General features: G+C 60.1%; 16 protein-coding genes. 6 read left to right on the forward strand and 10 right to left on the reverse strand.

The features are described 5' to 3' along the window. Position 1: 1 nt before the first annotated feature. Entirely contained in the window at positions 2 to 331 is a 330-nt protein-coding gene (locus tag ACLD1Y_RS28740; protein ID WP_043206222.1) for a hypothetical protein, read from the reverse strand. 80 nt (positions 332 to 411) lie between these two features. Beyond that, positions 412 to 2,913: a TonB-dependent siderophore receptor gene (locus ACLD1Y_RS28745; protein WP_429481051.1), complete on the reverse strand. Its 2,502-nt coding sequence runs from the start codon at positions 2,911 to 2,913 to the stop codon at positions 412 to 414. Between the two features lie 253 nt (positions 2,914 to 3,166). Between ACLD1Y_RS28745 and ACLD1Y_RS28750 the strand changes: the two genes are divergently transcribed. Both ACLD1Y_RS28750 and ACLD1Y_RS28755 read left to right on the forward strand, forming a co-directional pair. Further along, positions 3,167 to 7,933, forward strand: coding sequence for an RHS repeat-associated core domain-containing protein (locus ACLD1Y_RS28750; protein WP_429481052.1), 4,767 nt, complete (start codon positions 3,167 to 3,169; stop codon positions 7,931 to 7,933). Beyond that, entirely contained in the window at positions 7,933 to 8,349 is a 417-nt protein-coding gene (locus ACLD1Y_RS28755) for a hypothetical protein (RefSeq protein WP_429481053.1), read from the forward strand. Before ACLD1Y_RS28750 ends, ACLD1Y_RS28755 begins: the two co-directional genes overlap by 1 nt. 313 nt (positions 8,350 to 8,662) lie before the next feature. Here the strand turns inward: ACLD1Y_RS28755 and ACLD1Y_RS28760 are convergent, their stop codons facing one another. The 3 genes from ACLD1Y_RS28760 to ACLD1Y_RS28770 all read right to left on the reverse strand — a co-directional run bounded on the left by ACLD1Y_RS28760 (position 8,663) and on the right by ACLD1Y_RS28770 (position 11,741). Then, a complete protein-coding gene (locus ACLD1Y_RS28760) occupies positions 8,663 to 9,892 on the reverse strand; it encodes a M20/M25/M40 family metallo-hydrolase (RefSeq protein ID WP_429481054.1) in 1,230 nt (409 codons plus the stop codon). Between the two features lie 48 nt (positions 9,893 to 9,940). Continuing rightward, positions 9,941 to 10,999 carry a diguanylate cyclase gene (locus ACLD1Y_RS28765; protein WP_429481055.1) on the reverse strand — a complete coding sequence of 353 codons (1,059 nt, stop codon included), beginning with the start codon at positions 10,997 to 10,999 and terminating at the stop codon, positions 9,941 to 9,943. 109 nt (positions 11,000 to 11,108) lie between these two features. After that, complete coding sequence (locus ACLD1Y_RS28770) at positions 11,109 to 11,741, reverse strand: LysE family translocator (RefSeq protein ID WP_429481056.1); 633 nt, start codon at positions 11,739 to 11,741, stop codon at positions 11,109 to 11,111. A 122-nt stretch (positions 11,742 to 11,863) separates the two neighbouring features. Between ACLD1Y_RS28770 and ACLD1Y_RS28775 the strand changes: the two genes are divergently transcribed. After that, complete coding sequence (locus ACLD1Y_RS28775; protein ID WP_429481057.1) at positions 11,864 to 13,276, forward strand: PLP-dependent aminotransferase family protein; 1,413 nt, start codon at positions 11,864 to 11,866, stop codon at positions 13,274 to 13,276. Here the strand turns inward: ACLD1Y_RS28775 and ACLD1Y_RS28780 are convergent. The 5 genes from ACLD1Y_RS28780 to ACLD1Y_RS28800 form a co-directional block, all read right to left on the reverse strand. Continuing rightward, positions 13,254 to 14,333, reverse strand: coding sequence for a sigma-54 interaction domain-containing protein (locus ACLD1Y_RS28780; protein WP_429481058.1), 1,080 nt, complete (start codon positions 14,331 to 14,333; stop codon positions 13,254 to 13,256). The genes ACLD1Y_RS28775 and ACLD1Y_RS28780 overlap by 23 nt on opposite strands. 97 nt (positions 14,334 to 14,430) lie before the next feature. After that, complete coding sequence (locus ACLD1Y_RS28785) at positions 14,431 to 15,096, reverse strand: methionine ABC transporter permease (RefSeq protein WP_429481059.1); 666 nt, start codon at positions 15,094 to 15,096, stop codon at positions 14,431 to 14,433. Then, complete coding sequence (locus ACLD1Y_RS28790; protein WP_429481060.1) at positions 15,093 to 15,839, reverse strand: methionine ABC transporter ATP-binding protein; 747 nt, start codon at positions 15,837 to 15,839, stop codon at positions 15,093 to 15,095. The genes ACLD1Y_RS28785 and ACLD1Y_RS28790 overlap by 4 nt, the downstream gene beginning before the upstream one ends. Then, positions 15,836 to 16,630 (reverse strand): MetQ/NlpA family ABC transporter substrate-binding protein, encoded by a 795-nt coding sequence (locus ACLD1Y_RS28795; RefSeq protein WP_429481061.1) that lies wholly within the window; start codon positions 16,628 to 16,630, stop codon positions 15,836 to 15,838. Before ACLD1Y_RS28795 ends, ACLD1Y_RS28790 begins: the two co-directional genes overlap by 4 nt. A gap of 13 nt (positions 16,631 to 16,643) precedes the next feature. Then, on the reverse strand, positions 16,644 to 17,681 hold the full coding sequence (locus ACLD1Y_RS28800) for an isopenicillin N synthase family dioxygenase (RefSeq protein WP_429481062.1): 1,038 nt from the start codon (positions 17,679 to 17,681) through the stop codon (positions 16,644 to 16,646). Positions 17,682 to 17,931: 250 nt separating this feature from the next. Between ACLD1Y_RS28800 and ACLD1Y_RS28805 the strand changes: the two genes are divergently transcribed. From ACLD1Y_RS28805 to ACLD1Y_RS28815, 3 genes are all read left to right on the forward strand, one after another. Further along, positions 17,932 to 18,672 (forward strand): response regulator, encoded by a 741-nt coding sequence (locus tag ACLD1Y_RS28805; RefSeq protein ID WP_135289799.1) that lies wholly within the window; start codon positions 17,932 to 17,934, stop codon positions 18,670 to 18,672. Next, positions 18,669 to 19,973, forward strand: coding sequence for an ATP-binding protein (locus ACLD1Y_RS28810; protein WP_429481063.1), 1,305 nt, complete (start codon positions 18,669 to 18,671; stop codon positions 19,971 to 19,973). The genes ACLD1Y_RS28805 and ACLD1Y_RS28810 overlap by 4 nt, the downstream gene beginning before the upstream one ends. A 209-nt stretch (positions 19,974 to 20,182) precedes the next feature. Further along, positions 20,183 to 20,854 carry a response regulator transcription factor gene (locus ACLD1Y_RS28815; RefSeq protein ID WP_429481064.1) on the forward strand — a complete coding sequence of 224 codons (672 nt, stop codon included), beginning with the start codon at positions 20,183 to 20,185 and terminating at the stop codon, positions 20,852 to 20,854. Positions 20,855 to 21,037 lie beyond the last annotated feature (183 nt).

Genomic DNA, 21,037 nt, shown 5'->3' on the forward strand with positions numbered 1-21,037 from the left:
GTTATTTGCGCGCGACTTTGTAGCGCACGCAATCCTGATAGAACCCTTGGCGGATCGCCTCGGGCTTGAGCCGTGAACGGCTGTCGTAGGTCTGTTCGGTGATGCCCATGGCCATCATGCGCATCCACGATTTGTTGAACTTCATGCTCTGGATCTTCTGCCGCGCCGCGTACAGCGACACCCCCGACAGTTTGAGTTCCTGAGCCCTGGCGGCTGTGCCTGCGCCCCAACTGCACATGTACTTGTCACCCTCGCGCAGCTCCCGTGCCTGCACGGCAGCCGCGCCGCCGGCCAGGGAGCAGGCGATCAACATGATTCCAACAGTGCGCATTTGCATCCCTACCTAACCACCTGAAAATAAAAGCGATTCTGGCGAGGATTTTGTTACAAAGGGGCCATTAAATTGCCTTATCACCACTGATAAGTGGCACTCGCCTGCACGGTGCGCTGTGAGCCATACCAGCACCACGAGTAGGAATAACACGACGCGACGTACTCTTTATTCGCCAGGTTCGTGGCATTGAGGGCCAGGCGCAGGTTGTCTTTAAGGCTGGTGATATTCGGGATGTCGTAGTGCACTGCCGCATCGAACAGGGTGTAGCCCGGCACTTTCAGGGTGTTGGCGGTATCGCCCCAGGACGAGCCAACATAACGCGCACCCGCACCGGCACCGAAGCCCTTGAGGTTGCCGTCATGGAAGGTGTAGTCGGCCCATGCGGACGCCGTATGGCGAGGTACGGCATAGGTTGTGGTGCCTTTGGCCGACAGCGCGGGGCCCACGCCGACATCAGTGATCGGGGCGTACTGGACGGTGTTGTTGGACTGGGTGATGCGGTTATCCAGGTAGGCATATGCCGCGGTAATGTCCAGGTTGTCGTTGAGGCTGGCCTTGCCTTCCAGCTCAAAACCACGGGACTGCACTTCGCCGTCCTGGCTCTGGCAACGGCCGGAGCCACAGATGTGATCCGGGTCCGGGTCGGTGGTCAGCACATTGCTTTGGCGCAGGTCGAAGATTGCCGCGCTGATAAAGCTGTTGCTGCCCGGCGGCTGGTACTTGATGCCCACTTCGTATTGTTTACCCTCGGTCGGCAGGAACGCCGAACCGCCGTAGCCCGTACCCGATTGCGGCTGGAACGACTCCGAATAGCTTGCATACGGCGCCAGTCCATTATCAAAGAGGTAGACCAGGCCGATACGGCCGGTAAAGGCCTTGTCATCCAGGGACGATTTGGACTTGGCCCCGCTGCTCAGGGTCTTGGTGCTGTTGTCGGTGCTGGCCCAGTCATAGCGACCGCCCAGCAGTAGGACCCACTTGTCCCACTTCAGCTGTTCTTGCAGATAAACGCCGGTCTGCTGGCTACGGGAAGTGCCGTCAGTGGTGTAGGCCGGCACGGGGATGGCAACGCCGTAGACCGGGTCGAAAATATCCTGGGTCGGCGCGGTACCGGCCCGGGTCGAACCCGACAGCGTGTCAGTGCTGGTGTACTGGTAATCGGCACCCATCAACAGGGTGTGTTGCAGCGGACCGGTGTCAAATTTGGCCTGCACCTGGTTGTCCAAGGCGTACGCATCCAGGTTGACATCGCTGGCGATGGTCGCGCGTTGCATGGTGCGATAGTCACTGCGCAGGTTGTTGCTGTAGAGGCTGCGGTACTGGCCTTCGCTACGCAGGTAGCGCGCATTCTGGCGCACGGTCCACACATCGTCGAAGTGATGTTCGAACGCATAGCCGATGGAGTAATACTCGCGGTCGCTTTTCTCGAAGTCCTTTTCGCCATCATAGAACCCCACATCGATGTCGCGCCCCACCGGGCTGTGCAACACCGAGCCCCAGGCCGGCACCGAACCGTAGGACGCACCCTTGGGGTCCTTTTGGAAATGCCCGAGCAGGGTCAACGACGTGTTGTCATCTGGGCGCCAGGTCAGCGCCGTTGACAACGACTGGCGCCGAGTCTCGGTGTGCTCCACCTGCCCATCGGCATCATCGAAAAGGCCGGCCACGCGGTAGGAATACACACCCTGGTCATCAATCGGCCCGCTCAGGTCGAAGGTGGTGCGTTTCTTGTCGAAGGTGCCGTATTCCACGCCGATCTCATGGAATGGCGTGTCCAGCGGGCGCTTGCTGACCATGTTGATCACACCACTGGGCGTGCCCTGCCCGTACAACACCGAGGCCGGGCCGCGTAGGACTTCAACGCGTTCCAGGTCGAAGGCATCCTTTTGCGGCAAGGCATCACGGCTCGTTGGCATGCGCAGGCCATCAAGGTAGGTCGCCGGCGAAAAACCGCGGATGGTCAACTGATCGAGGCGCGAGGCCGTGGCGCCACGGGTTTCCGGGACCACGGCGGCGCTGTAGCGCAGGATCTGGTTGAGGCTCTCAGCGTTCTGCGCGCGCATCTGGTCTTTGGTCACCACGGAAATCGACTGCGGCGTCTCGATGATCGGCGTATCGGTCTTGGTGCCCGACAGGCTGCGGGTGGCCACGTAACCCGACACCGGCCCGGTGGGGTTTTCGGCCTGGTAGGCAGCGCTGATGGTGGTGGCCTGCAACTCCATGGCGCCGCCGTTATCCGGGATAGCTTCCAGGCGGTAGCGATCGGCGGAGAGTTTTAACGCTTGCAGGCCGCTGCCGGCCAGCAGTTGGTTCAGAGCCACATCGATGTCGTATTGCCCGCTCAAGCCATTGCTGTGTTTGCCACGGGTCAGGCTCGCATCAAACGCCAATACCAGCCCCGCTTGTTCCGCCAGGCTATTGAGTGCCTGGCTCAAGTCGCCGGCCGGAATCTGAAAGCTGCGCACGGCGCGGCTGCTTTCTTCGGCGAAGGCGGACTCAACGGTCAGCAACGGCACAGCGGCAACAGCCATCGCCACGGACAAGGCCAATGGGTGCAAGGGACGAGCAAAGCGCGACATGGGAAATCCTGCGTAATAGAGGTTCTATTAACCATGACGGCCAGCTCGCAGGATCGGGCAAGGATGAGAGCGATTTTTATTTGAGAGGGTTTGCGGCAATCAGTTTGATCGGCTTTTCATGTGGCTTTTTAGCAGGTTTTATCGCGGTTTTTTCGGGCTTGCGGTGAGCCTTTTCTGATTTTCCCAACCGCTCATCCAGCCGCTTTTTGCTACGGCATTCTCCGACGCCTTGCCCTCTGCCGAGACGTCACGGATGACCCACGCTTCGCACATTGCCCTTATCGAACACGAGCTGGATGGCTTTCATCAGAGCCTGGCGATCTACCGCAAACAGATGAACGCCTGGTATTCGCGTGCCCTGGATTCGGTGAGCCATGCGGCCGATTTGCCGTCGTTGCTGGGGATGGATCGGGTGTTTCGGGTGGGGGATTCGCAGCTTTCGGTGAGCATGACTGATCCGGAATTTTCCACTGTGGCCCGCTGCCCTCTTGGCGGTGAGTTGAAAATCGAGAGCCAGTTCGAGTCGGTGTATGACGTGCCGATCGGTGACATTCCGGTCGAGGTCATCGGGCTCGATGACGGCAGTTCCACCGTGATCATGCTCGATGAACACGGCAAAGGTTCACACCACTGCGCGGCGGGTGGGCGTTATCAGGTGCGGGTGCAGGGCGGCGTTTCTGGCGAGCAGGTGGACGCGTTGTTTGCCTCCTACGCCGGGCTGACGGCGGACCTGGAGCAGTGGCTTCGCGAGCAGTGGCAAGGCTTTAAACCCCATTGGCAACAGTCCACCGCCAGCGCGATTGGCAGCGGTTTGTTGGCGGGCAGTTGGGCGGCGATTCGTGAGGTGTGGGACAGCATCAAGCGGGTGCAGGCGATTCTTGCCGACCCGTTGAAGTACGTCGAAGAGTTGGGCGAACAAGCGGCGTCGTTGGCGAAAATCGCCACCGATGCGCCCAAGATCATGGAACAGGCCATGTTGCTGGCCAGTGATGAAGCGGCGCTGTTTCTGATGCTGCGCACGGCGATGGTGTGGCTTGACGCGTTGCCGCCCAGTGCGCTCGCCGAAGTGGCGGCTGGGTTTGTGGTGTCGTTGTTGATCGACCTGGTGATTGCGCTGGTGCTGACCATCGCGTTGCCGGCGGCGGGTGTGGGGTATTTGACGGTGCGGTTGGTCAGGTATGGCCAGCAGATCCTTAACGCTGCGGTGGGGTTTGTTAAGGGGCTGCTGGAGATTCTGACCCGGTTTATGCAGGCGGTGAATCGCTATAAGGCGGTGGCGGTTCGTGGGGTGGTCGGCGCGGTGAAGCAAGGCACGATGCAGATGCGCTGGAAGGCGCGGCAGAACGCTGTGTTGAAGCAAAAAGAGCCTGTGGATGACGTGCCGGTTTCGGGGAAAAACCCGAACGGTGATGCGGCTTCAAGTGCGGATAAAACCGCCACCAATGGCTGCCCGGTGTCGATGGTCACCGGCGAAGAGCTGCTGACTTTGGTGGATGGAGCGCTGGACGGGATTTTGCCGTTTGAGTGGACCCGGTTGTATCGCACCAGTGCGGTGGAAGTGGATTGCGGCTTGGGGTTTGGCTGGAGTCACTCGCTGGCGCATCGGCTTTCTGTTGCTGGTGATTCGGTGGTGTGGACCGATCAGGAGAATCGCTCGACTGAGTTGCCCTTGCCGACCACTACTCGGCCCGCGATCACCAATAGTTTGGCCGAAGTGGCGATTTATCTGGGGGATTTTCCGGATGAGTTGGTGCTGGCTCAGGCGGCACGTTTTTACCATTTTGTTAACGGCTCGCTGACGGCGATCAGTGATGCGTATGGCAACCGGCTGCGTATTTCCCGGGACTTTTTGGGCCGCATTGAACGGGTGGATAACGGTGTGGGTCGCTCGCTGTTCTTGCGCTACTCGCTCGGTCGAATCGTTGCGGTGGAGTACCAGATTCAGCGGGCCAAGGACTATGAGCCCTACGTCTGGGTCACCGAACATTGCGTGGTTTCCTACGCCTATGACGAACTCGGCAGGCTGGTTTCGGCGACCAATGCCGTAGGCGAAACCGAGACTTATCGCTACGACGATCAGCACGTCATTCTTGAACGCGGCTTGGCCGGTGGGGCGAGTTTCTTCTGGGCGTGGGAACGCTCTGGTAAGGCGGCGCGATGCGTCCGGCATTGGGCCAGTTTTTCGCAGATGGACACGCGGTATGACTGGGATGACAACGGCCGCGTCACGGTGTTTAACGCCGATGGCAGCCAGGAAGTCTATGTGCATGACCAGCGCGCAAGACTGGTACAGCGTATCGATCCGGACGGCGCTAAGCACTTCAAATCCTACGACGACAACGGCCGGCTAACGGTGGAGCAAGACCCGCTGGGGGCGGTGACGGCGTATCAGTATGACGACGCTGGGCGTTTGGTGGCGTTTTTCCCTGGGGATGATGAGCCGACGACCTACGAGCATGACAATGGCTTCGTACGGGTGGTGCGGCGCGATGACGCGGTTTGGAAATATGAGCGCAATGACCAAGGCGATGTCACGCGCAAGATTGATCCTGATGGGCATATCACCGATTACACCTACAACAAATATGGGCAGTTGGTTGGAGTTTGGTACCCGGATCACAGCTCTCAGCGACTGGTCTGGAATGAGCGCGGGCAGCTCATTGAAGAGCAACTGCCCAATGGCGGCATCAAGCGTTATCGCTATGACGATATTGGGCGGCAGATTGCGCGGGAAGACGACCGTGGCTCGCTGACCGAGTATCAGTGGGACAGCGTTGGGCGCTTGGTGCGTGTGGTGCTGCCCGGTGGTTTAACGCGGGAATACAGCTACAACCCCTACGGAAAAATCACCGCCGAACGCGATGAACTCGGGCGCGTGACGCGGTACGAATATGCCGATGGTTTGCATCTGATCAGCCGTCGCATCAACGCTGATGGCACCCAGGTTAAATACCGTTACGACAACACCCGGTTACTGCTGACCGAGATCGAAAATGAGGTTGGCGAAAGCTACCGGCTGGATTACCACCCCAACGGCCTGATTCAACAGGAAACGGGTTTTGACGGCCAACGCACTGCCTACGTCTACGACCACAACGGCAATCTGCAAGAAAAAACCGAACACGGCGATGACGGTAGTCAGTTAGTTACCCGCTACGAACGCGACTTCGCCGGGCGCCTGGTACGAAAAACCCTGCCTGATGGAAAGGCTATCGACTATGCCTACGACCGCCAGGGCAATCTCCTAAGCGTCGACGACAGCCACTGGTTTTTAGCGTACGAATACGATCAACAGAACCGCCTCACCGCCGAACACCAAGGCTGGGGCACTCTGCGTTACAGCTACGACGCGTGCGGCCAACTTCAAAAGTTGCGCCTACCAGATAACAACCGCGTCACCTACAACCACGCCAAGGGCGGCCATCTCGCCACAGTCGAACTGAACGGCGAAATCCTCACTTCACACCTCTACAAATCCGGCCAGGAACATCAACGCCAACAAGGCCAACTCCTCAGCCATTACCACTACGACGACCAACAACGCCTGCACGCCCACGCCGTCACCCAACACGAGCACTACCTCTACCAACGCCAATACGACTACGACAAAACCGGAAACCTCACTCGACTCCTAGACACCCGCAAAGGCGAACACCTTTACCAGTACGACCCACTCAACCGCCTGACCCTCGCCGACCACTCCCAGGACCTGCAAGAACGTTTCGCCCACGACCCGGCGGGCAACCTGCTGATGCAAGACCGCCCCGGTCCCGACATCGTGGCGGGTAATCGTCTGCTGATGCAGGGCGATAACCACTACGACTACGACGCCTTCGGCAACCTCATCCGTGAACGACGCGGCAAAGGCCACGCGTTAGTTACCGAATACCGCTACGACTGCCAGCACCGGTTAATCGAAGTCAAAAAACCCAACGGCCAAACCGCCAGCTATCGCTATGACCCGTTTGGGCGGCGTATCAGCAAAACCGTGGATGGGGAAACCACGGAGTTTTTCTGGCAAGGCGACAAACTCATCGCCGAGCATCACAAGGATCAACACCGCAGCTATCTCTACGAGCCGGATAGCTTTCGTCCACTGGCCCTACTGGAAGGCTTCGGCCCCAAAGCGACCAAGCCCTACCACTACCAACTCGACCACCTCGGCACGCCCCAGGAACTCACCGCCCCAGACGGCGAAATCGTCTGGTCCGCGCATTACCGCGCCTACGGCGAAATCTCCCACCTCGACGTCGCCAAAATCGACAACCCACTGCGCTTCCAAGGCCAGTACCTCGATCAGGAAAGCGGGCTCCACTACAACCGCCATCGCTACTACAATCGGGATATTGGTCGCTACCTCACGCCTGACCCAGTGAAGTTGGCGGGTGGGATTAACACGTACCAGTATGTGCCCAACCCAACGGGATGGATCGATCCACTGGGTTTAAGCACATGCCCAGGCGCGGATGGTTGCAAACCAAGCGCTACCGCGCAGCAACCCACTGCGGGTGTTGACCACGGAGAACCTGCGTTACCGCAGCTGACGCGGGCTGAGCGACAGGCAAGAATTGATGAACTAACAGAGGCTAATGCAAAGCGCCGAGTTTGGGAATATGAGGAAAAATATGACATGCACACTGTCGCAAAACACGGTTCTGAAGTCGCCGACCCTGCATTAAAACAGAGGGCTATAGACGGTACAGATCCCGGCACAGGGTTACCTAGCCCAAGTGGAAAAGGAAATTCAAGCTCGCAGTTTCATAGTTGGAAAATGCAACTAAGCGCTTTGAATAAGGCCATGACTCGAAAATCGCTTGGATTAGAACCGTCCAATGGAAAAGATCAAAATAAAAACCCTATACTAAGATTAGAATTAGCAGGCGCAGGTCGGGATTACAGACCAAACAAGAAGGATACAGAAAATCCACATCTTAACGAAAATATGAACTGGTTTGAGGTCAAGTTTGACAAAAAAGACAACGACAGACCATTTACGGCTTTTCCTAGCGAGAAAAAATAATGTTGAAAGATCCTTTTTTAAATGAACCGTTCGACCCTAGTCTCAAATGGTTCATTGGAGTGTTTGACGTTTATGACCGCGAGCAAGAGTTAGGCGCCAGATTGCAAAGATACAATCCAAATGACAAAAACGACCGAGAGTTTCTAATAAAAAATTACGCTCTGGATTTACCGTACCTCACTTACCGACATAAATACCTTTTGCTTAAAAAACTTAAAGAACACTTAACCGAAGAAAATTACGACTTCCAAAACTTATTTGAAATAAGCGATGACGAGACAAGCTCATGGCCCAGATCAGAATGGTACAACCTTGAAAGTCCTAGAGACTTCTTGGCAGCCGTATATCTTGTTGCTCAAAATACCTGGAAAGACGACCTCCAAAAAGCCAGCCTCGAAGACCCCTCAACGTGGTGAGCCTCCCCTCACCCTGTAGTGAGCGAGCTTGCTCGCGCTGGGCCGCGAAGCGGCCCCAACTCCAAGCAATGGGTGTGTTCAGGTAGATCACTATCGTCTGTATTGGGGCTGCTGCGCAGCCCAGCGCGAGCAAGCTCGCTCACCACAGTAGATGGGCTGCGCAATCAAGGATGGATACCGCCCAGCCAGATCAACGTTTGCTCAGCTCCATAATCATCCGACTCAACAAATACACGCGTGGCACCACACTCTCCACCTCCGCGTATTCCTCCGGCGTGTGAANGCAATCAAGGATGGATACCGCCCAGCCAGATCAACGTTTGCTCAGCTCCATAATCATCCGACTCAACAAATACACGCGTGGCACCACACTCTCCACCTCCGCGTATTCCTCCGGCGTGTGAATATTCCCGCCCACAATCCCAAACCCATCCAACGTCGGCGTACCTACCCCGGCCGACAAACTCGCATCTGCCGCGCCGCCGCTGCCTTCGATGGTCAACTTACGGCCCAACTCCCCATAGATCCCCTGGGCAATCGCGACCAACTTGTCTGACTCCGGCGTCTGCGGCATCGGTGGCAACCCACGTTGCAGGGTGGTTTTCACCTCGGTCTCCGGGATCAACTTGTTGACCGAGACCCGCGCCAGGTCCTGCTCGATGCGGTCGAACTCTTCCGGCAACGCTGCACGTACGTCCGCTTTGGCAGTAGCCTGATCGGGAATCACGTTCACCCGGTCCCCCGCCTTGAGCACGGTAAAGTTGATGGTGGTTTTCTTCTCTTCATCCCCCAACTTGCCCAGTTGCAAGATCTGATGCGCAGCCTCCATGGCGGCGTTGCGTCCCAGTTCTGGGGCGACGCCGGCGTGGGCGGCCTTGCCTTTGACTTCGACCACGGCAGTGGCGCTGCCTTTGCGCCACACCACCAAGCCATCGGCCGGGCGGCCGGGTTCGAGGTTGAGGGTCACGTCTTGGCCCTTGGCGGTTTTGCGGATCAGGTCGGAGGCGATGTCGGAGCCGGTTTCTTCGCTGGCATCGAGCAAGAAGGTGATTTGCGCGTAGTCCTTGAAATCCTGGTCCTTGAGGACTTTGAGCGCGTAGATGCCGGCGACGATGCCGCCCTTGTCATCCATCACGCCGGGGCCATAGGCGCGACCGTCCTTGATATGGAACGGGCGTTCGGCGGCCGAGCCTTCCTTGAACACGGTGTCCATGTGGGCCATCAGCAGGATCTTGGCCTTGCCGGTGCCCTTGAGGGTGGCGATCACATGGCTGCTGTTGGCAGCGGCATCTGGCACCCGCTCAATGGTGAAGCCCAATTGTTTGAGTTCATCGACGGCAATGTCGCTGACCTGGGTCAAGCCCGGGCCGTAGCCTGAACCGGAGTCGATATTGACCAACCGCTCCAGCAGTTTCAGGGCCTCGGCCTTGTACTGTTCGGACTGTGCCTGGATCTGCTTGTGGGGCTCGGCGCTGTAGGCCGGCAGGGCGAAGGACATGGCCAGGGCGGCGGCCAGGAAGGTGCGGGGGAAGTTGAAGAGCATGAACCGATCCTTGTTTTTTGTTGGAAGGTGCTGCCACACCCTACCCCACTAGATCGATCGCAACCAACTCCCCTGCACCGAACTGACACGGTTGCGTCCACTGCTCTTGGCCTCGTACAACGCCTGGTCGGCATCGTTGAGCCAGCTTGTCGAATCCGCATGGGCGGGCTGATAGGGCGCCAGCCCAATGCTCAAACTGGCGCGCAAAGTCGGGTCCTGGGCATACGCCTGGGCGTTGAAGCGGTCGCGCAAGGCGTCCATCACCTCAGTGGCGCGGCCTAAGGGCATGTCCGGCAGGATCACGCAGAACTCATCGCCGCCATAGCGTCCGGCGAGGTCGGTGACCCGCAGGTTTTGGCGCAGCACCTTGCTCAATTGGCGCAGCACGATATCGCCAGTGACATGGCCATAGGTGTCATTGATGGTCTTGAAGTGGTCGATGTCGATCAACGCTATTGCAGCCCCCGTGGGGCCTCGGCGGCAGCGTTGGAATTCGATTTCCAGGTGGTCTTTCCAGGCGCCGTGGTTAAGCAGGCCGGACAGGCTGTCGGTACGGCTCAGGGCCAGCAGCTCGCGTTTGTGCCGGGCCAGGGTCACAGCCTGGCGGTAACAGATCCACCCCAGGGCCAGTGGGTAAAGCATCAGGATCGGCAGGCAAGCGTAGAGCTGGGTCTGGGTGGTCACCGCCACAAAGGCCGGGGCGAAGATCAACAGCGCCGTGCCGATACCCAACCCTTGCGCCACCCAACCCGCCAGCATAAAGCGGGGGCCGCCGATGGCGACGTTGTTCATGGTCATCATCGACAAGGTGGTCACGCTGGGCAGCGGGTTGAAGTGCATGGCGCCGACCCAGAAACCGCCGCAGAACGAATCGAACAATAGGTTGCGCCGCTCACTGCGCAGTGAGTTGGCGGCCCGTAGCGAGACTTGAAAGGCCAGGTGGGGCCAGACAAAGGCGTTGATCACCATCCACACCCACACCCAGGTCGGTGGATGCAGCGGGTACATGCCGAACACTACGCACACAAAGCCGAGCGTCAGCCCCAGGGTGCGGGATTTATACAAGCGCGAAGCGAGCGGAAGTCCCTTTCCTCCTGCGGCTGGCATGGTGGGGTGTAATCCTGGATGAGTGCCTGGAGTCTATCAGGGCAACGGCAAATCGCCACTACCGCTCATACCCTCAGCCACCCTCATCACAACCAGCCATTGCACACAGTCAGTGGGAAAACCCGCGCGCCAACATCACGGCAACGCTCAACAGCAATACCGCCGTGGCCCGCTGCAACAACACCCGCCGCTGAGGGTTCTCCAGCACGTGCTTGATACGTTGGCCGAAATAGCAATACAGGCAGCCACTGGCAAATTGCAGCAACAAGAAGGTCGCGCCAAGGATGGCGATGTCCACCGATGAGTTGTGCCCCCCTGCCCCGGCAAACTGCGGGAACACCGCGCTGAACATAATGATGGCCTTGGGGTTGGAAAAGCCGGTCAAGAAGCCCTTGCCGAACAGGCTGCGCGCACCTTCCACGCCTGCGCCCTTGTCGATCGACACGCCGCTGCTGGTCCACTGCTTGTAGGCCAGATACAGAATGTAGGCCACCCCCACCAGTTGGATGCCCTGGGTAATGGTCGGGTTGCCCTTGATCAGCTCCGAAAAGCCCACGGCAAAGATCAGGATCGAAATCAGGTAGGACACACTGGCGCCCACCTGCGCCGGGATCGAGTGGCGCAGGCCGTCCTTGAGCCCCAGGCTCAACAGCAACAAGGTCATGGGGCCGGGGCTGAAGGTAATGGTGGTGCAAAACAACAGGAAGTACAGGAATGACGAAAGGGTCAGCGCGCTGGTCATGGACGGAGCCTTGGGAGGAGAGCGCGCAGTCTAGGCAAGCGGCATTGCGCAAGGCAGGTAAAGTCAGGCCTAATCCTGCCGGACTTTACCGGTGAAATCACCAGCAAACACAAGGACGGTTCATGTTTGTCTCCGCCATTGCCTTTGTGCCGGGTACACCCAAGGTGCAGCAGATCGTCGAGGCGTTCAGCCAGGCCATCGAAAACGGCGAGTGGCCCCCCGGCAGCAAGCTGCCCTCTGTGCGTGAGTTGACTCAGACCCTGGGCGTCAGCAAATTCACCCTCAACGAAGCCCTGGACCGACTGCGCGGGCGCAACCTGCTCACCTCCAGCCAAGGCCGCGGCTACTTCGTGGCGATAGACAGCGTGCGCCCGGCCTCGTCGAGCTGGGTGGAGTTATTGCCCCAGGATTTGCTCAGCGTACTGCGCCGCCCCTTGGCCACCGTGCACGGCGACCAACGTCCCGGCGGCGGTCACCTGCCGGAAGACTGGCTCGACAGCGATGCGATTCGCCAAGCCATGCGCAGCGTGGTGCGCGCACCGTCGCTGCGCATCGCCGGTCTGGGCACGCCAGCGGGGCTGTTGCCGTTGCGCCAGGCGTTGCAACAGAAGCTACACGGCGAAGGCCTGTCGGTGTCGGTGGAACAGATCATCACCACCCCCAACACCGTGCAGGGCCTGGACATGCTCATGCGCCTGCTCGCGCGCCCCGGCGACACCGTCTTGCTGGACACGCCGTGCTACTTCAACTTCCACGCCAACCTGGCCCTGCATGGGGTCAAGGTGGTGACTATCGAGCGCCGCCCCGATGGTTTCGACTTTACCGCCCTCGAACAGCTGTTGGCCGAACATCGTCCCAGCCTGTACCTCACCACCAGCGTGCTGCACAACCCTACCGGTCATACGTTCAGCCCCAGCCAGGCCTTTCGCCTGCTGCAACTGACCCAGCAATACCACTGCCATATTGTCGAGGATGACCTCTACGGCGACCTGCACCCCAACCCGCCCCCACGCCTGGCCGCCCTCGCTGGGCTTGAGCAAGTCACCTACCTGTCGGGGTTCTCGAAGGTCCTCAGCGCCAACACCCGCGTCAGCTTTGTGGTGGCCGCGCCGCAGCTGGCGGCCAACCTGACCAACATGAAGTTGATGAGCGGCGGCATCACCTCGGAGCTGTTCGAGCAAATCGTGTACCGCATGCTCAGCGAAGGCAGCTACGCCAAGCACCGCAAGCGCATGGTCCAACGTTTGGTGGAGGCCGGCGGGCGCGTCGAGCAATGGCTCAAGCGCTGCGGCTGCGAACTGCCGATGGCCTATGAAGGCGGAATGTTTATCTGGGCGCGCCTGCCCCAAGGGGTGAGCGGCGAATGGCTGGCCCAGGAAGCGTTGAAACACGGCATGGTGTTGGCGCCGGGGACGCTGTTTGGCTACGACCCGACGCAACCCGATTCAATGCGCTTCAATGTGGCCCACAGCGACCTGCCACACGCGCAGAAGCTGTTTGAAGCGTTGCTGCTCAGGGCTTCGCGCGCCCCTTGAGCATGCCGTGGTTGACCAGCAGCGTGCGCATGGCATTGCGGGTGATGCCCAGCAGATCCGCCGTGCGCAGTTGGTTGAAGCCACAAAAGGCAAAGGCCTCGCGCACGATCAGGTCCTCGATATCGTGCAACAAGGTATCCCCCGGCACTTCGAACAAGCGCAACAACTGCTCGCGCATCACCTCCTGGGGAATGCGCGGTGCACCGTTGTTGGCGCTGGCGTGCAGTGCACTGAGCCCGGCCGAGAACTTGAGGTGGCTGGGCATGATCGGCTTGTCGCCAGCCACTAGCAATGCCAGGTGCACTACGTTTTCCAACTCGCGGATATTGCCCGGCCACGGGTAATCCAGCAGCGCTTGTGTAGCGGATTCAGAGAGCATCGGCTCGGCGATTTTCAACCTGGCGCTGTACAACCGCCGAAAGTGCTCCACCAGCGGCAGGATATCCAACGGACGTTCCCGCAGCGCCAGCACCTGCACCTGGGCGACGTTGATGCGGTAGAACAGATCCAGTCGGAAGTTGCCCGCCTCCACCGCCTGTTCCAGGTCGATATTGGTGGCGGTGACTAGGCGGATATTGATCTTGATCGGCTTGCGCGAGCCGACGCGCACCACTTCCTGTTCTTGCAGCACCCGCAGCAACTTCACCTGCAAAGGCAACGGCAGGTCGCCGATTTCATCCAGGAACAGGGTGCCGCCATCGGCCTCTTCAAACCAGCCACCACGTCGGCCCACGGCACCGGAAAACGCCCCTGCTTCATGCCCGAAAAACTCGCTTTCGGCGAGGGTTTCACTGATGGCGCCGCAGTTCACCGGCACAAACGCCCCCGTACGCCCACTGGCACTGTGGATGTAACGCGCCACCAGCTCCTTGCCGGTGCCGGTTTCGCCATTGATCAGCACGGGCGCATCGCTGGGGCCGACGCGCTTAAGGTAGTCGAGCAATTGCAGGGAACGCGGGTCGGCAAACACCAGGGCCTTGGCGCGGATCGACAGCGGGTCTTTTTCACCCTGGGGCAAGGTCAGGATCGGCGTGGGTTGCCCGTGGGGACGGTTCATGAACTATTTCCCGGCGGCGAGATAAACAAAGTAACGGTGACTGTACCCAGCCGCGCATATAACTAGAAATATTAAAAATTCATTAGTACATAACCGTTTATCGGCGATGGGCCAACGACCTCACGCAACGGTCCCCGAGGCTTTGCACGCCCTGCACCAGCAGCACCAGCACAATCACCGTGACTACCATGATCTGGTTGTTGAAACGCTGGTAGCCGTAGCGAATCGCCAAGTCACCCAGCCCGCCACCACCGATCACGCCGGCCATGGACGAAAAGCCGATCAACATCACCAACGTCAAGGTCACCCCCGCCACTAGCGCCGGTAACGCTTCGGGCAGCAGCACCTTGAGGATCACATGGCGGATATCTCCGCCCATGGCCACGATGGCTTCGATGCGGCCTTTGTCCACCTCATCCAGGGCGGTTTCGACAATGCGCGCAAAGAACGGAAACGCGCCGATGGTGATCGGCACCACAGCGGCCGTGCTGCCCAAGGTGGTGCCGACGATCAGCCGCGTCAGCGGAATCAGCGCGATCAACATCACCACAAACGGCAATGAACGCCCCAAGTTGATCACCGCCCCCAGTGCGCGATTGATACGTGGCAACGGCAACAGCCCGTCGCGCCGGCTGACAAACAGCAACACCCCCAGGGGCAAGCCGATCAGCAGCGTGAATAGCCCGGCGAGCAACACCATGTACAGGGTTTCGCCGGTGGCGTTGAGCAACAACTGAACGATGTCATTCCAATCGGTTTTCATACGGCCCTCACCACTTGCAGGCTCGGCGCCAACGAACGGCCCAGGCGCGAGGAAGGGTCGGCCTGCAACTGCACGAGGGTGCCGCTTTCCACCACGCGGCCATCGGCCAGGGACACCGCGCTGTCGCAGATGGCCTTGACCACGTCCAGCTCGTGGGTGATCAGCACAATGGTCACGCCGAGCTGGCGGTTGATAGTGCGCAACAGTTCGAGGATCGACGCGGTGGTCTCCGGGTCCAGGGCGCTTGTGGCTTCATCCGACAACAGATATGCCGGGCGCGCCGCCAACGCGCGGGCAATGCCCACGCGCTGCTTTTGCCCACCGGAGAGCTGCGAAGGAAAGGCCTGGGCCTTGTCGCTCAAGCCCACCAACGCCAGCAGTTCGGCAACCCGCGCAGCACGCTCGGCCTTGGGCACCTTGGCGATTTCCAGCGGCACCGCGACGTTGTCCGCTACGTTGCGCGAATGCAGCAGGTTGAAGCCTTGGAAGATCATGCCGATGCGCTGGCGTTGCTGGCGCAGTTGCTTGTCGCTCAGCTGGGTGAGGTCCTGGCCATCCAGCAGGATGCGCCCGGACGTAGGCCGCTCCAGCAGGTTCAGGCAGCGCAGCAAGGTGCTTTTACCCGCCCCGCTGCGCCCGACGATGCCGAAGATCGCGCCGTCGGCAATCTGCAACGACACGTTATCCAACGCCGCCGGCTGGCCGTCTGCGTAGGTTTTGCTGACGCCCTCGACAACAATCATTCGACCGCCACCGGGATCACGGAGCCTGCGTATTTCTCGGTGATGAATTTGGCCACCTCAGGCGAGCGCAGGTCTTTGGCCAACTGCTCGATGCGCGGGTCTTTCGCCAGTGTTGGCGTGGTCACCAGGATATTCGCGTAGGGGTTGCCCTTGGCAGCTTCCAGGCCAAGCGCATCCTTGGCCGGTTCCAGGCCTGCCTCCAGGGCAAAGTTGCCGTTGATCACCGCCAGGTCCACATCGTCCAGCGCGCGCGGGATCTGTGGCGATTCGATTTCGAGGATCTTGAGGTGCTTGGGGTTCTCGGCGATGTCTTTGGGTGTGGCCTGGTCCTTGGCCGCATCGTTGAAGCCGGGCTTGAGCTTGATCAGGCCATTGGCTTGCAGCAGGTACAGAGCACGGCTGAGGTTGGTAACGTTGTTGGGCACAGCCACCGTGCCTTTGTCGGGCACTTGGTCGAAGGCCTTATGGCGGCGCGAATAAATGCCCAGTGGCTCGATGTGCACGGTGGCGGCCACGGCGAACTTCTGCCCGAGGGCCTGCTCTTGGGAGTTGAGGTACGGCAGGTGCTGGAAGTAATTGGCGTCCACATCGCCATGGGCCAGCAATTCGTTAGAGTTCACACCGCTGGGGATCTCGATGATTTTCAGCTTCAGGCTCGGGTCGAGCTTTTGCACGTATTCAAGGATCTGCGCGTGGGGGATCGGGTCGGCAGCGACGCGCAAGGCATCAGCAGCCGATACGGTGAATGAGGCCAGCAACACTGCCAGGGTAAGGGCGGATTTTTTCAACATAGTGATCTCCAGATCAGGCAGACAGTGCTTGGGGAAGTGTGGCGTCGGCGTAAAACCGTTGGGCGACATCCGGGTGGGAACGCAGGCGGCCCTTGAGGTAGTTCCAGCCAACGTCGCGCAGCAACGGGTTGCGCGGGTCGCTTTCGGGGCCGTGGGCATCGCGCAGCAGTTCCGGGGCCAACTGGTACACCGGCACCACCGCATCCAACTGCGCCCCCAGGAAAAACGCCAACGACAAGCGCTCGCTGCCCACCGGCGGCGACACCACCCGGTGGACGGTGGCGCGCAGGTAGCCGTTGCTGGCCAGTTCCAGCAGTTCGCCGATGTTCACCACAAGCGTGTCGGGGCGCGGCGAGGCATCGATCCAACGGCCCTCTTCCACTTCCACCTGCAGGCCGGCTTGCTGGTCTTGCAGCAGGAAGCTGAGGAAACCGGAGTCCTTGTGGGCGCCGACACCTTGGCGGCTTTGTTGCGCATGGCGACCGGGGTAGCGGATCAGCTTGATGTGCTCGTTGGGTTTGTCGCCGTACAGCGCATCAAAGGCGTTTTCCGGCAGGGACAGCGCCTGGGCGAAAGCACGCAGCAGACGCAGGGCCATTTGCGTCATCGCCTGTTGCCAGCCGAGCACCAGCGGTTTGAGTTGGGGCAAGGCCTGCGGCCACTGGTTGGGGCCTTGCAGGCGGGCCCAGGCGGCGGGGTATTGCGCGGTGGCCAGGGGCTCGCGCTCGGCACCTACGTCGAACTGTTCGCGCAGGTCTGGCTGGCCGCGGGTGATCTCCGAGGCGGCACGGTTGTAGCCGCGAAAATGCGCGGAGTTGATCATGCCGACGGCGAGTTTGTCGGCCTCGGGCAAGGCAAAAAATGCCCGCGCCTGTTGCTGTACCTCGGCGAGCAATACCGGGTCGATGCCGTGGCCGGTGAGGTAGAAAAAGCCGATATGCCGTGCGGCCAGGCGCAGCTCATCCAGAAATTGCCGGCGTTGCTGGGGGCTGCCGTCGAGCTGCGACAGGTCCAGCAGCGGCAAGGTGGTGATCGATTGCAAAGAGGCCATCGGCGGCTCGCTCCATGAACAAATGCCTGTAGAAGCGTCCAAGCTAAACGATCTTAAAAACCATCAATAAATACCTTTTTAGAATTAGCTTAGGCGTGCCGATATAGGCTCCAAGCGCTCGCTGCGTGTGGATTTTTGCTTCGTCGTGTATCTCGTTATCGCCAGATACACTGCAATACAAAGGGCACAAGGCAAGGGCCCCGACAGTGGCTAGACTGCGCTCCAATAGGCATTTAACGAGGAATACAGCATGGATCATGTCGATCACATCCTGATCGTCGACGACGACCGGGAGATCCGCGAACTGGTAGGCAACTACCTGAAAAAGAACGGCATGCGCACCACGGTGGTCGCCGACGGCCGGCAGATGCGCAGCTTCCTCGACACCACCCCGGTGGACCTGATCGTGCTGGATATCATGATGCCCGGCGATGATGGCTTGCAGCTGTGCCGCGAGTTGCGGGTAGGTAAACACAAGGCCACGCCGGTGCTGATGCTTACCGCGCGCAACGATGAAACCGACCGCATCATCGGCCTGGAAATGGGCGCCGATGATTACCTGGTCAAACCCTTCGCCGCCCGTGAACTGCTGGCGCGGATCAACGCCGTGTTGCGCCGCACGCGGATGTTGCCGCCGAACCTGGTGGTGAGCGAGACCGGGCGGCTGATCCGTTTTGGCCGCTGGCGCCTGGACACCACCGCCCGCCACCTGCTGGACGAAGACGACACCCTGGTGGCCCTGAGCGGCGCCGAATACCGCTTGTTGCGGGTATTTCTCGACCATCCGCAACGGGTACTCAACCGCGACCAGTTGCTCAACCTCACCCAGGGCCGCGACGCCGATCTGTTCGACCGCTCCATCGACCTGCTGGTGAGCCGCCTGCGCCAACGCCTGCTGGATGACGCCCGTGAACCGGCCTATATCAAGACCGTGCGCAGCGAGGGTTATGTGTTTTCCCTGGCCGTGGAAATCCTCGAGGCCGATCAATGACTGTTCGCTTTGGCTGGCCCCGGACCCTGGCGTCACAGTTGTCCCTGATCTTCTTGATCAGCTTGTTGTGCGCCCATGGATTGTCGTTCAGTGCGCAGTTCTACGAGCGCTATATCAGCGCCCGCACCGCCATGCTGGGCAACCTGGAGAACGACGTGTCCACCTCGGTGGCGATCCTCGACCGCCTGCCCGCCGACGAACGCGCCAGCTGGTTACCGCGCATCAACCGACAGAACTACCGCTACCTGCTGGATGCCGGCGAACCCGGCGAGCCGATGGACAGCAAGGATATGCCCATCGCCGCGACCTCGATCAATGACGCGCTGGGCGAACACTATGCCCTCACCTTCCGCGATATCCCCGGCGTGCAGAAACACTTCCAGGCGCACCTGACCCTGGCCGACGGCAGCCCGATCACCCTCGATGTGCGCCCCTCCATGGTCCCTGTGGCCTACTGGTTGCCCGTGGTGCTGGTGCTGCAACTGGCGCTGTTGCTGGGTTGCACCTGGTTTGCCGTGCGCCTGGCGGTCCGCCCGCTGACCCGCCTGGCCCGCGCCGTGGAAACCCTGGACCCCAACGCCCACCCCACGCCGCTGGATGAAAAAGGCCCGACCGAAGTGGCCCACGCGGCCGCCGCGTTCAACGCGATGCAAACGCGCATCGCCGAGTACCTCAAGGAGCGCATGCAGATTCTCGCGGCGATCTCACACGACCTGCAAACCCCCATCACCCGCATGAAACTGCGCGCCGAATTCATGGACGACTCCGCTGACCGCGACAAACTCTGGAGCGACCTCGGCGAGATGGAACACCTGGTGCGCGAAGGCGTGGCCTATGCGCGCAGCGTGCACGGCGCCACTGAAGCCAGCCACCGCATCGACCTCGACGCGTTTCTCGACAGCCTGGTGTTCGACTACCAAGACATGCACAAATCCGTGAGCCTGAGCGGCAAGAGCGCGGTGGTGTTGGACACCCGTCCCCATGCCCTGCGCCGGGTGCTGGTGAACCTGGTGGACAACGCCCTGAAATTCGCCGGCGCCGCCGAGTTGGAAGTGAGTTCCACGCCCACCGGGGACCTGTCGATCAGCGTGCTGGACCGTGGCCCCGGCATCGCTCAGGACGAACTGGTGCAAGTGATGCAGCCGTTCTACCGGGTGGAAAGCTCGCGCAACCGGGGCACCGGTGGCACCGGACTGGGCCTGGCCATCGCCCAGCAATTGGCCGTGGCGATTGGCGGGTCGTTGACCTTGAGCAATCGGCCCGGCGGCGGGTTGTGTGCACAGGTGCGTATCGCGCTGTGATCAGCCTGGCAGTCGCCTACGAACGGATGAAATAAATCCTTCAACCGTCGTTATGCGTTTTTAATCTGGATATTTCCAAATTGGATCCCCCTCCCGCCGCCAGCCTGTACTAGCATAGGTTCCGGCGGGAGGTACGATCACTGCAGGTATGCCGTTTACTCCCGCCGCCATAAGGAAAAAACCTGCACTCGACACTCATGGACGAACTGATGAACTCACACCTGTTCCCACATATAGGCAAGGTCATCGCCAGCACCGGCAGTCGCCATTTCCCACGCATGCTGCATGACCTCATCCTCACCCAACTGGCAGTGGACGCCACCCATATCTCCCAATTGCAAGTCAGCGCCGAAGGGCACACCCGACGCAAGATCAGCCCGGTGTACACCGACTCGGTGGCGACCCTGGACGACACACAACCCGCCGCACAACTGCACCTCACCCGCCGCAAAGACGACGTGCGTTATGTGTTGTCGGTGTACCGCTCGCACCACTCCGACAGCTTCTCGCCCCAGGAACGCAGCATGCTGCAGGACTTCTCCACCCTGCTGCTGCCCATGGTGGAAAAACACATCGCCGCGATCCAACCGTGCCGCCAGGAAGGCGACGTGATCGCGCCGCAAAACCACGGCATCGAAACCCTGCGCCGCCGCATCGAGGAACGCCTGGTGCAATCGGGGTTGACCCTCTCCAACCGTGAGCTGGAGGTGTGCGTAGGCCTGCTGGCCGGGCGTACTGCACCGGAGTTGGCGCAGCAGTTGGCGTTGAAGGTCAACACCATTGAGAGCTACCTCAAGCGCGCCTCGATCAAGCTGGGGATCAGCGGGCGGCATTCGTTGTTGCGGTGGATGTATGCCACCGAGGACACCACCGGACTCTAAGCTGACATCGATCTAGTGTGGGAGGGGGCTTGCCCCCGATGGCACTGTGTCAGACACAGAAGTGTTGACTGATACGAAGCAATCGGGGGCAAGCTGAACTGGCCTAATGAATTTGGACACATCAATAGGGCGCTATGATGGCGCCCAAACCCGAGGTGTGCAGATGATGCGAAAGTCCTATTC

It is taken from the genome of Pseudomonas sp. 18175 (assembly GCF_050432925.1).
Lineage (GTDB): Bacteria > Pseudomonadota > Gammaproteobacteria > Pseudomonadales > Pseudomonadaceae > Aquipseudomonas.

Excerpts from the sequence above, each read along its gene's own strand:
- ACLD1Y_RS28750 (WP_429481052.1), top strand. The coding sequence starts at position 3,167 with ATGACCCACGCTTCGCACATTGCCCTTATCGAACACGAGCTGGATGGC.
- ACLD1Y_RS28765 (WP_429481055.1), bottom strand. The coding sequence starts at position 10,999 with ATGCCAGCCGCAGGAGGAAAGGGACTTCCGCTCGCTTCGCGCTTGTAT.
- ACLD1Y_RS28755 (WP_429481053.1), top strand. The coding sequence starts at position 7,933 with ATGTTGAAAGATCCTTTTTTAAATGAACCGTTCGACCCTAGTCTCAAA.
- ACLD1Y_RS28760 (WP_429481054.1), bottom strand. The coding sequence starts at position 9,892 with ATGCTCTTCAACTTCCCCCGCACCTTCCTGGCCGCCGCCCTGGCCATG.
- ACLD1Y_RS28740 (WP_043206222.1), bottom strand. The coding sequence starts at position 331 with ATGCGCACTGTTGGAATCATGTTGATCGCCTGCTCCCTGGCCGGCGGC.
- ACLD1Y_RS28780 (WP_429481058.1), bottom strand. The coding sequence starts at position 14,333 with ATGAACCGTCCCCACGGGCAACCCACGCCGATCCTGACCTTGCCCCAG.
- ACLD1Y_RS28745 (WP_429481051.1), bottom strand. The coding sequence starts at position 2,913 with ATGTCGCGCTTTGCTCGTCCCTTGCACCCATTGGCCTTGTCCGTGGCG.
- ACLD1Y_RS28805 (WP_135289799.1), top strand. The coding sequence starts at position 17,932 with ATGGATCATGTCGATCACATCCTGATCGTCGACGACGACCGGGAGATC.
- ACLD1Y_RS28800 (WP_429481062.1), bottom strand. The coding sequence starts at position 17,681 with ATGGCCTCTTTGCAATCGATCACCACCTTGCCGCTGCTGGACCTGTCG.
- ACLD1Y_RS28785 (WP_429481059.1), bottom strand. The coding sequence starts at position 15,096 with ATGAAAACCGATTGGAATGACATCGTTCAGTTGTTGCTCAACGCCACC.
- ACLD1Y_RS28775 (WP_429481057.1), top strand. The coding sequence starts at position 11,864 with ATGTTTGTCTCCGCCATTGCCTTTGTGCCGGGTACACCCAAGGTGCAG.
- ACLD1Y_RS28790 (WP_429481060.1), bottom strand. The coding sequence starts at position 15,839 with ATGATTGTTGTCGAGGGCGTCAGCAAAACCTACGCAGACGGCCAGCCG.
- ACLD1Y_RS28815 (WP_429481064.1), top strand. The coding sequence starts at position 20,183 with ATGAACTCACACCTGTTCCCACATATAGGCAAGGTCATCGCCAGCACC.
- ACLD1Y_RS28795 (WP_429481061.1), bottom strand. The coding sequence starts at position 16,630 with ATGTTGAAAAAATCCGCCCTTACCCTGGCAGTGTTGCTGGCCTCATTC.
- ACLD1Y_RS28770 (WP_429481056.1), bottom strand. The coding sequence starts at position 11,741 with ATGACCAGCGCGCTGACCCTTTCGTCATTCCTGTACTTCCTGTTGTTT.
- ACLD1Y_RS28810 (WP_429481063.1), top strand. The coding sequence starts at position 18,669 with ATGACTGTTCGCTTTGGCTGGCCCCGGACCCTGGCGTCACAGTTGTCC.